Source organism: Cryptocyanus atlanticus LEGE 06306 (genome assembly GCF_056633155.1).
Map to the genome: position 1 here is coordinate 93,386 of NZ_JBSJOZ010000010.1, position 9,293 is coordinate 102,678.

The window sequence follows — 9,293 nt, forward strand, 5'->3', positions numbered from 1 at the left end:
TGAAACTAGGACCGGTGCCGTCGCCCCCCCGGGATGGACTGGAAGGGAGGGGTCCCGCTCAGCTTGCCGTGGTAAGGCCCGCCTGCACCAGATCGTGCAGCCGCAGCAGGCCCAGCATCGGTCCCTCCGCCGCCAGCACTGGCAGCACCCCGATCGGCTTGCGCCGGTTCCGTTCCATGCGCTCGAGCGCCGCCACGGCCAGCAGCTCGGGCCCCACCGTGATCGGATCGGCGGTCATCAGCTCGCCGGCGCGGAGGCGGGCCCAGTGGGCGGGGGCATGCTGCTCCAGGGCGCGACGCAGGTCCCCATCGGTGATCAGCCCGGCCAGCCCCCCCACCGCCCCGGCCCGCCGCACCCAGCAGGCTCCGACGCCGTCGCGGGTGAGCAGGGCGATCACCTCGCTCAATGGGGCGGTCTCCTCCAGGGGATGGAGCCGCTCGGCGGGCACCATCAGGTCGGCCACGGTGAGGGTGAGCTGCTTGCCGAGCGCGCCGGCCGGGTGATTGAGGGCGAAGTCCGCCGGTGAGATGCCCCGCCGCTCCATCCAGACGGCCGCCAGGGCATCCCCGATCGCCATCGCCACCGCCGTGCTCGCCGTGGGGGCCAGGTTGAGCGGGCAGACCTCGCGGTCCACGGACCCGTCGAGCACCACATCGCAGCCCCGGGCCAGGCTGGAGGCCACCCGGCCCACCAGGGCGATCCGGGCGGTGCCCCGCCGGCGCAGGTGGGGGAGGATCTCGACGAGCTCCTGGGTTTCCCCGCTGTTGGAGAGCAGCAGGGCCACGTCCTCGGGGGCCACCACCCCCAGATCCCCGTGCAGGGCGTCGAGGGGATTGAGGTACAGGGCCATCAGGCCGATCGAGGAGAAGGTGGCGGCGATCTTGCGCGCCACGATCCCGCTCTTGCCCACGCCCGTGATCACCAGCTTGGCGCGCTGATCGGCGCAGCGATTGAGCAGGTCCAGGGCGGCATCCACCTGGGGGCCGTCGAGCCGCTCGGCCGCGGCCGCGATCGCCGCGGCCTCCTCCTGCAGACAACGCGTCAGTGCCGACATCCCCGGGTCCCTGATCTGGGCGGACTGTATGGCTGGCGGGTGGTGGCCCAGGGTGCCCTCAGAGGCGGGCCAGGGCCGTGCGCACCTCGCGGGCGTCCTGCTTGCGTTTCTCCTCCTGACGTTTGTCATGCAGTTTGCGGCCCTTGGCCAGCCCCAGGCTGAGCTTGATCCAGGAGCCCTTCAGGTGCAGGTTGAGGGGGATCAGGGTCAGACCTTTCTGATCGAGCGCCACCCGCAGGCGATCGATCTCGCGGCGATGGGCCAGCAGCTTGCGCACCCGCAGCGGTTCGTGGTTGAAGTAGGCGCCGGCAGTGCTGTGGGGGGAGATGTGCACGTTGTGGAGCTGCAGCTCCCCGCTGCGGATCAGGCAGAAGCCGTCGCGCAGGTTGGCTTTGCCGACGCGGATGGACTTCACTTCGGTGCCCACCAGTTCAATGCCGGTCTCGAGGGTCTCGAGAATCTCGTACTGATGGCGGGCGAAGCGGTTGTCAGCCAGCAGCCGGTTGGCGGCATCCCGCGCCGCCCGGGCCGCTTTCTTGCCGGCGGCTTTCGCCATCGCTGTGCCCTTGCCGGTTCCTTCCCTTCGACCCTATCGAGGCCCCGGTCTGCCTACGCTCAGGGCCATGGCGATCGTCTCCTCCGCCGACGGATCCGGGGCCAGGCGGTCGCCCCGCCTGGTCGATCCCCGCACGCAGCCGGAGCCGGCTCTACCCCCCGAAGCAGGTGTCGTCGGCCGGGAGGATGGCCTGCGTCCGCGGCACCTGAGCGACTACATCGGCCAGCGGGAGCTCAAGCAGGTGCTCGGGATCGCCGTGGAGGCCACCCTGGCCCGTGGCGAGGCGCTCGATCACGTGCTGCTCTACGGCCCCCCCGGCCTGGGCAAGACCACCATGGCCCTGGTGCTGGCCCAGGAGCTCGGGGTGCGCTGCCGCATCACCAGCGCCCCCGCCCTGGAGCGCCCCCGCGACATCGTGGGCCTGCTGGTGAATCTCCAGCCCCACGATCTGCTGTTCATCGACGAGATCCACCGGCTCAATCGGGTGGCCGAGGAGCTGCTCTATCCCGCCATGGAGGATTTCCGCCTTGATCTCACCGTGGGGAAGGGCACCACTGCCCGCACCCGGGCCGTGCCGCTCGCTCCCTTCACCCTGGTGGGGGCCACCACCCGGGCCGGGGCCCTCAGTTCGCCGCTGCGGGATCGGTTCGGGCTGATCCAGAGGCTCGAGTTCTATGGACTGGAGGATCTGCGGGCGATCGTGGAGCGGGCCGCCGGCCTGCTCTCCCTGCAGCTGGAGCCGGAAGCGGCCCTGGAGGTGGCCCGCCGCTGCCGCGGCACCCCCCGCATCGCCAACCGCCTTCTGCGGCGGGTGCGGGACGTGGCCAGCGTGCGGGGCCAGGGCCGCATCGCCCCTGCGTTGGTGGCCGAAGCGCTCAGCCTGCACCGGGTCGACGACCGGGGCCTAGATGCCAGCGATCGGCGCCTGCTGGAGCTGCTGCTGGACGGCTACGGCGGCGGGCCGGTCGGTCTCGACACCCTGGCCGCCGGTCTCGGCGAAGATTCCACCACTCTCGAAACCGTGGTGGAGCCCTACCTGCTCCAGCTGGGTTTTCTGCAGCGCACCCCCCGCGGTCGCGTCGCCACGGCGGCGGCCCGGCGTCATCTGGGCTGGCCGGAGGCCGCCTGATGGGGCGCCGGCCCCCGGGCAGGGCTGGCCTGTGCCGGCGGAGTTCGGGCTGGCCGCTGGCCGCCGTGCTGCTGCTGGCCAGTTGGCTGTTCCTGGCGCCGGGCGCCGTGCGGGCCGCTTCGGCCGGTGCCTCGGGGCGCAGCGGCCCGGAGGCACCGCTGGCGGAGTTGTTCGGCCAGGCTCTCGAGGCCAGCCGCGACGGGCGGTTCGGGGACGCTCTGCCCCTCTGGGACCGGGTGCTGGAGCGCTCTCCCGAGGACGCTTCCGCCTGGAGCAACCGGGGCAACGTCCAGCTGGCCCTGGGTCGCCCCGAAGCCGCCATCGCCGATCAGGACCGGGCCATGGCCCTCGAGCCGGCCAGTGCGGATCCCCACCTCAACCGGGGCACCGCCGAGGAGGCGCTGGGCCGCTGGGAGGAGGCCGCCGCCGACTACGGCTGGATCCTTGAGCGGGACCCCGCGGACGCGTCGGCCCTCTACAACCTGGGCAACGTGGAGGGATCACTCGGCCACTGGCCCCAGGCCCGCCGCTGCTTCGAGGCGGCCGCGGCGGCCCGGCCCGGCTTCGCCATGGCCCGGTCCAGCGCCGCCCTGGCGGCCTTCCAGCTGGGTGACCTGGCCCAGGCCGAACGGGACCTGCGCAATCTGGTGCGCCGGTATCCCCTGTTCGCCGACGCCCGGGCCGCTCTCACCGCCCTGCTCTGGCGTCGCGGCGCCGCCGGAGAGGCCGAGAGCAACTGGGCGGCGGCCTCCGGACTGGATGCCCGCTACCGCCAGCCAGAATGGCTTCTGGAGATACGGCGCTGGCCACCCGGGCCGGTCCACGCTCTCGAGGATTTTCTCCACCTGGTCAGTCGATGAGTCCTGCTGCCGCTCCCCCCTCCCCGGGGTCCCACCCGCTCGTCACCGATGGCGCCGGGGACAGCGTGGTCGGCGGAGCGGCGGTGCTCTGGAGGCGGCACGGCCTGGACCGCGCCCTGGAGGAGGCATTGCCGGAGCTGGTGGGCCTGCGCCGCCACATCCATGCCCACCCGGAGCTGAGCGGCGGCGAACACCAGACGGCGGCCCTGGTGGCCGGTGAGCTGCGTCTGCTGGGGTGGCGGGTGCGGGAGGGGGTCGGGCGTACCGGAGTGGTGGCGGAGCTGGGTCCCGAACTGGCCCCGCTGGTGGCCCTGCGGGTGGATATGGACGCTCTGCCGGTGGAGGAGCGCACCGGTCTGCCGTTCGCGTCCTGCCACCAGGGGCTGATGCATGCCTGCGGTCACGATGTCCATACCGCCGTGGGCCTGGGGGTCGCCCGGTTGCTGGCCCCCCTGGCGGACCAGCTCACGGCCCGGGTGCGGCTGCTGTTCCAGCCGGCGGAGGAGACGGCCGAAGGGGCCGCCTGGATGCTGGCCGACGGCGCCATGCAGGGGGTCCTGGCCCTGTTCGGTCTGCATGTCTTCCCCAGCCTGGAGGTGGGGAGTATCGGCGTCCGCAGCGGCAGCCTCACCGCGGCGGCCGGTGAGCTGGAGGTGGAGGTGCTGGGGGAAGGTGGCCATGGGGCCAGGCCCCACCAGTCCACCGATGCCATCTGGATCGCGGCGCGGGTGGTGAGCGGCCTGCAGGAGGCGATCAGCCGCCGGCTCGATGCCCTCCACCCCGTGGTGGTGAGCTTCGGCCGCATTGAGGGCGGCAAGGCCTTCAACGTGATCGCCGACCACGTGCGGCTGCTCGGCACCGTCCGCTGCCTCGACACCGCCGTGCATGCCCAGCTGCCGGGCTGGATCGAGGAGACCGTCCATGCCATCTGCCGGGGGTATGGGGGCGAGGCCCGGGTGCGCTACCGCTGCATCTCGCCGCCGGTGCACAACGATGAGGCGCTCACCGCCCTGGTGGAGGCGGCCGCCCAGGCGCTGCTGGGGCCGCGGCAGGTGAAGCGGCTGGAGCATCCCTCCCTGGGCGCCGAGGATTTCGCCGAGCTGCTCTCCGCCAGCCCGGGCACCATGTTTCGCCTCGGGGTGGCCGGTGCCCAGGGTTGCGCGCCCCTGCACAACGGTGGCTTCAATCCCGATGAGCGCTCCCTTGCGGTCGGGGTGCAGGTGCTGACGCTGAGCCTGCTGCTCTGGATGGAGCGTTGCCCTTGAGCCGCACCCCTCCGGCCGTGCGACTGCTGGTGGCGCTCTCCGCCCCCCTGCTGATCCTGCTGGCGCTGGTCAGCCTGTTCTCGCGCCACGGGAATCAGCGGCTGCAGGCGGTGCCGGCCCTGCTGATCGGCTCGGGTCTGCTGGTCAGCAGCGGGGTGCGCCGGGCGCAGCGGCGGCGGGTTCTGCTGGAGGCCCTGCGGGGCGAGCCGCCCGGCCCCGGCCTCGGCCAGGGCGGTTGAGCCCGGCCATGGGAGGGTGAGAGGGGCCGAGATTCTGCTCCGATGAGCGACGCCCCAGTCCCTTCCGCCCCGGATCCCAATTCCGAGTCCCTGCGCGAGGCCATCGTGTCGGGGGACCCGGCCCGTGCCATGCCGGCCCTGGCGGGCCTGCGCCGGCTGGAGGTGGAGCGGGCCGTGCCGCTGCTGCTGCTGGGTCTTGAGCAGAACCCGTTCATCGTGCGCTCGATCAGCTGCGCCGGCCTGGGCATTAAACGCAACGAAGCGGGCTGGCAGGCCCTGGTGCGTGCCCTGGTCGAGGACCAGGACGCCAATGTGCGGGCTGAAGCGGCCAACGCCCTGGCCAGCTATGGGGTGGAGCGGGCCTGGCCGCTGCTGCGGGAGTCCTTTGCGGGCGATGACCAGTGGCTGGTGCGCTGCAGCATCCTCTCCGCCCTGGCTGAGCAGCCGCTGATCGCTCCTGAGGTGCTGCTGGAGCTGGCCCGCATGGCGATCGCCGATGCCGATGGCACGGTGCGGGCGGGGGGTGCCGAGATTCTGGGCCGGGTGGTGCGCGATGCCGCCGCAGCCGGCTGCGACGAGCCGGGCCGCACGGCCCGCGACTGGCTCGCCGGGATGCGCCAGGATCCCGATCACCGGGTGGTGGCCGCCGCTCTCGATGGCCTGCAGCCCTGATCGCCGCAGGGGGCCGCCTGGATCCTTTCAGCCTTGCTAGGTTTCGTAAGTCACTAGGGGTGCCCACCGGAACAGGCCGGGGGCTGAGATCACACCCTCCGAACCTGATCCGGGTCATGCCGGCGCAGGGAAGTGTCCCGAATGCCACCGCGGCCCGCTCGGTCCCGGGGGCGTCCGGATCCGGAGTTGTGCCCTCGCCTCCCAGCGGCCCCCGGTCCGAACGCCCCTTGCCCGAGCCGATCATGCGCAGCGCCTGGATTGAGAAGCGTCGTGGCGACGCCAACGTGTCGCAGATGCACTACGCCCGCCAGGGCGTGGTGACCGAGGAGATGGCCTATGTGGCGCAGCGGGAGAACCTGCCCGCATCGCTGGTGATGGAGGAGGTGGCCCGGGGCCGCCTGATCATCCCCGCCAACATCAACCACCCCAACCTGGAGCCGATGGCGATCGGCATCGCCAGCCGCTGCAAGGTGAACGCCAACATCGGCGCCTCCCCCAACGCCTCCGACCTCGATGAGGAGGTGGCCAAGCTGCGCCTGGCCGTGAAATACGGCGCCGACACGGTGATGGATCTCTCCACCGGCGGTGTCAACCTCGATGAGGTGCGCACGGCGATCATCAACGCCTCCACCGTGCCGATCGGCACCGTGCCTGTGTATCAGGCGCTGGAGAGTGTGCACGGCTCGATCGAGAAGCTCGATGCCGACGACTTCCTGCACATCATCGAGAAGCACTGCCAGCAGGGCGTTGATTACCAGACCATCCATGCCGGTCTGCTGATCGAGCACCTGCCCCTGGTGAAGGGTCGCCTCACCGGCATCGTGAGCCGCGGCGGCGGCATCCTGGCCCAGTGGATGCTCTACCACCACAAGCAGAACCCGCTGTTCACCCGCTTCGATGACATCATCGAGATCTTCAAGCGCTACGACTGCAGCTTCTCGCTGGGTGATTCGCTGCGTCCCGGCTGTCAGCACGACGCCTCCGATGCCGCCCAGCTGGCTGAACTGAAGACGCTGGGTCAGCTCACCCGCCGCGCCTGGGAGCACGACATCCAGGTCATGGTGGAGGGTCCGGGCCATGTGCCGATGGACCAGATCGAGTTCAACGTCAAGAAGCAGATGGAGGAGTGCAGCGAGGCGCCCTTCTATGTGCTCGGCCCGCTGGTGACGGACATCGCCCCCGGCTACGACCACATCACCAGCGCCATCGGCGCCGCCCTGGCTGGCTGGCACGGCACGGCGATGCTCTGCTACGTGACCCCCAAGGAGCACCTCGGCCTGCCCAACGCCGAAGACGTGCGTGAGGGCCTGATCGCCTACAAGATCGCCGCCCACGCCGCCGACCTCGCCCGCCACCGCCCGGGAGCCCGCGATCGCGACGACGAACTCAGCCGCGCCCGCTATGCCTTCGACTGGAACAGACAGTTCGAGCTCAGCCTGGACCCGGAGCGGGCCAAGGAATATCACGATGAAACCCTGCCGGCTGACATCTACAAGCAGGCCGAGTTCTGCTCGATGTGCGGACCCAAGCACTGCCCGATGCAGACCAAGATCACCGATGAGGATCTCGAAGGCCTCGCCGACGTGCTCGCGGAGCAGGAGAAGGCAAAGGAGGCCTTATCCACTGGCCAGCCTGTGGGGGTCTGAGACAGGAGGCGCTGGGGCCCTCCCATGCTGCACCGAATCCGGCAGCATTCACCTGAGTTTCCTTGTGGGCCAAGGTGTCATCCCTTGCTCTGGATGAACGGCCTCGAGGGTTAGGGGGACCATTCAGCTTGATGGGGATGTCTGGCGTCAACCCTGGATTCGGACTGCAGTCGCGACAGAGCAGGCTTCACGTTGGGACGTCGAGCAACGCTGCGCGTGCTGTATCGACCTCCCCCAGCACCCTCTGGGCCTCATGCAGGCTGCTCTCCTCGACCAACAGCAGCGGCTTCCAACCGTTCCCTAGCCTCATGGGTCCAGCCGTTCAGCCAGCCATGGTGCCCAATCGACCGTGGGCTTGAACCAATGGGCATGCCGTTGTCCCCCTGCAACCACTCCGCGTTCGCCGCCTGAATCGCTTGGAGATCCAATCCCTCCAGCTGACCATCCATGAACGCGGCGGGGGCTGGGGCCCACGCTGTTCTCGTCGAAACCCAGCCGCAAGACGCCGCAGTGGCTCTCTAGCGGAATGCTTCTGGCCTGCAGGCTCCACCTCCGGCCGGGCTTGGTGGCCCTCAGGTAGCCAGGGGATCAACGGAGCCGGCCAGAACCACGGGGAGAGTAGACCAGCGGGGACGACCTCTGGGGGAATGCTCTAGCTGAAGCAGCACCAACCGTCATGGAGAACACCCCACGCCAGGTCGGACTGATCCAGCGCTACCGGGAGGAGCTACAGGTGCGGCACTACGCTCGCCGCACCGTGAACACCTACGAGCAGTGGCTGAGGCGCTTCCTGCGCTTTCACCGTCTGCGTCACCCGCGCACGATGGGTAGCGCCGAGGTGAATGCCTTCCTCAGCCACCTGGCCGTCGAGCAGCAGGTGAGCGCCTCCACCCAGAACCAGGCGCTGGCGGCGCTCCTGTTTCTCTTCCGAGAGCTTCTGGACCGGGACTTGGCGCTGGAGGGGGTGGTTCGGGCGCGTCAGCGCCCGCGGCTGCCGGTGGTGCTGACGCCGGAGGAGGTCCGAGCCGTGCTCCAACGACTGGATGGGGTGGAGGCGCTGGTGGCGGGCCTGCTCTATGGCAGCGGGCTGCGGCTGATCGAAGCCCTGCGGCTGCGGGTCCACGATCTTGACTTCAGCCGCCACGAGCTCATGGTGCGTGATGGCAAAGGGGGCAAAGATCGCCGCACCCTGCTGCCGAGCCGGATCGGAGGCCAGCTCCGAGGGCACCTGGAGGCGGTCAGGCAGACCCATCGGCAGGATCTGGCGCAAGGCTGGGGACGCGTGATGCTGCCCCATGCCCTGGGCCGTAAGTATCCAAATGCCGGCGTGGAGTGGGGCTGGCAGTGGGTGTTTCCCCAGCATCAGCGGTGGTGCGACACCTCCTCCGGCCAACAGGGCCGTCACCATCTCGACTCCAGCCTGATCCAGAAGGCGGTGCGTCGGGCCGTACTGGCGGCTGGCCTGACCAAGCCAGCCACTTGCCACACCCTCCGCCATTCGTTCGCCACCCATCTCCTTGAGGGCGGGCAGGACATTCGCACCATCCAGGAGCTTCTGGGTCACAGCGATGTCAAAACCACCATGATCTACACCCATGTGCTGAACCGTGGCCCGCTGGGGGTGAGCAGTCCCGCAGATCTTCTGTAGCGAAAGGAACAGATGGTTAACGGGTCCGCATAAATTGCCGACCACTTGGGGCCCAAGACCGAAATGGGTTGCTGCCACTGAGTCCTCGCTTGTATGAGTGCTGTGCCATGGTTGCTTATCCTGGCGAGTGCAGTGTCTGTGAGCCGGTTAACGGACCTGCAGAATCAGCGTTGAACTAAGCCGCTTCGCGGCAGGTTCCAAGAATAATCATAGCCAACTCTTGT

9 protein-coding genes and 1 riboswitch are annotated in these 9,293 nt (G+C 69.7%); of the genes, 7 read left to right on the forward strand and 2 right to left on the reverse strand.

All coding sequences use genetic code 11. The features are described from left to right. Positions 1 to 58 precede the first annotated feature (58 nt). Together ACWJI7_RS11145 and smpB are read right to left on the reverse strand one after the other, a co-directional pair. Positions 59 to 1,054: a KpsF/GutQ family sugar-phosphate isomerase gene (locus ACWJI7_RS11145; RefSeq protein ID WP_479937986.1), complete on the reverse strand. Its 996-nt coding sequence runs from the start codon at positions 1,052 to 1,054 to the stop codon at positions 59 to 61. A gap of 58 nt (positions 1,055 to 1,112) precedes the next feature. Beyond that, entirely contained in the window at positions 1,113 to 1,610 is a 498-nt protein-coding gene (smpB, locus tag ACWJI7_RS11150; protein WP_479937988.1) for an SsrA-binding protein SmpB, read from the reverse strand. A gap of 67 nt (positions 1,611 to 1,677) precedes the next feature. On the opposite strand from smpB, the gene ruvB reads away from it, so the two are divergent. The 7 genes from ruvB (at position 1,678) to ACWJI7_RS11185 (ending at position 9,069) form a co-directional block, all read left to right on the forward strand. Beyond that, on the forward strand, positions 1,678 to 2,739 hold the full coding sequence (gene ruvB, locus ACWJI7_RS11155; protein ID WP_479937990.1) for a Holliday junction branch migration DNA helicase RuvB: 1,062 nt from the start codon (positions 1,678 to 1,680) through the stop codon (positions 2,737 to 2,739). Beyond that, positions 2,739 to 3,599, forward strand: a complete 861-nt coding sequence (locus ACWJI7_RS11160) for a tetratricopeptide repeat protein (RefSeq protein WP_479937992.1) — start codon at positions 2,739 to 2,741, stop codon at positions 3,597 to 3,599. The genes ruvB and ACWJI7_RS11160 overlap by 1 nt, the downstream gene beginning before the upstream one ends. Continuing rightward, positions 3,596 to 4,864: an amidohydrolase gene (locus ACWJI7_RS11165; RefSeq protein ID WP_479937993.1), complete on the forward strand. Its 1,269-nt coding sequence runs from the start codon at positions 3,596 to 3,598 to the stop codon at positions 4,862 to 4,864. Before ACWJI7_RS11160 ends, ACWJI7_RS11165 begins: the two co-directional genes overlap by 4 nt. Continuing rightward, positions 4,861 to 5,103 carry a DUF3188 domain-containing protein gene (locus ACWJI7_RS11170; protein ID WP_479937995.1) on the forward strand — a complete coding sequence of 81 codons (243 nt, stop codon included), beginning with the start codon at positions 4,861 to 4,863 and terminating at the stop codon, positions 5,101 to 5,103. Before ACWJI7_RS11165 ends, ACWJI7_RS11170 begins: the two co-directional genes overlap by 4 nt. 42 nt (positions 5,104 to 5,145) lie before the next feature. Beyond that, the gene (locus ACWJI7_RS11175; RefSeq protein WP_479937997.1) at positions 5,146 to 5,775 is read left to right on the forward strand and encodes a HEAT repeat domain-containing protein; all 630 of its coding nucleotides are present in this window, start codon (positions 5,146 to 5,148) and stop codon (positions 5,773 to 5,775) included. A gap of 45 nt (positions 5,776 to 5,820) precedes the next feature. Then, positions 5,821 to 5,923: riboswitch (TPP riboswitch) on the forward strand. Between the two features lie 94 nt (positions 5,924 to 6,017). After that, complete coding sequence (gene thiC / locus ACWJI7_RS11180; protein ID WP_479938006.1) at positions 6,018 to 7,421, forward strand: phosphomethylpyrimidine synthase ThiC; 1,404 nt, start codon at positions 6,018 to 6,020, stop codon at positions 7,419 to 7,421. A 676-nt stretch (positions 7,422 to 8,097) separates the two neighbouring features. Continuing rightward, positions 8,098 to 9,069 carry an integron integrase gene (locus ACWJI7_RS11185; protein ID WP_479937999.1) on the forward strand — a complete coding sequence of 324 codons (972 nt, stop codon included), beginning with the start codon at positions 8,098 to 8,100 and terminating at the stop codon, positions 9,067 to 9,069. The last annotated feature ends 224 nt before the right edge of the window (positions 9,070 to 9,293 follow it).

Bases quoted from the DNA above. Each gene is read 5' to 3' on its own strand.
- ACWJI7_RS11160 (WP_479937992.1), top strand. From the start codon at position 2,739: ATGGGGCGCCGGCCCCCGGGCAGGGCTGGCCTGTGCCGGCGGAGTTCG.
- ACWJI7_RS11145 (WP_479937986.1), bottom strand. From the start codon at position 1,054: ATGTCGGCACTGACGCGTTGTCTGCAGGAGGAGGCCGCGGCGATCGCG.
- ruvB (WP_479937990.1), top strand. From the start codon at position 1,678: ATGGCGATCGTCTCCTCCGCCGACGGATCCGGGGCCAGGCGGTCGCCC.
- ACWJI7_RS11175 (WP_479937997.1), top strand. From the start codon at position 5,146: ATGAGCGACGCCCCAGTCCCTTCCGCCCCGGATCCCAATTCCGAGTCC.
- smpB (WP_479937988.1), bottom strand. From the start codon at position 1,610: ATGGCGAAAGCCGCCGGCAAGAAAGCGGCCCGGGCGGCGCGGGATGCC.
- ACWJI7_RS11165 (WP_479937993.1), top strand. From the start codon at position 3,596: ATGAGTCCTGCTGCCGCTCCCCCCTCCCCGGGGTCCCACCCGCTCGTC.
- ACWJI7_RS11185 (WP_479937999.1), top strand. From the start codon at position 8,098: ATGGAGAACACCCCACGCCAGGTCGGACTGATCCAGCGCTACCGGGAG.
- thiC (WP_479938006.1), top strand. From the start codon at position 6,018: ATGCGCAGCGCCTGGATTGAGAAGCGTCGTGGCGACGCCAACGTGTCG.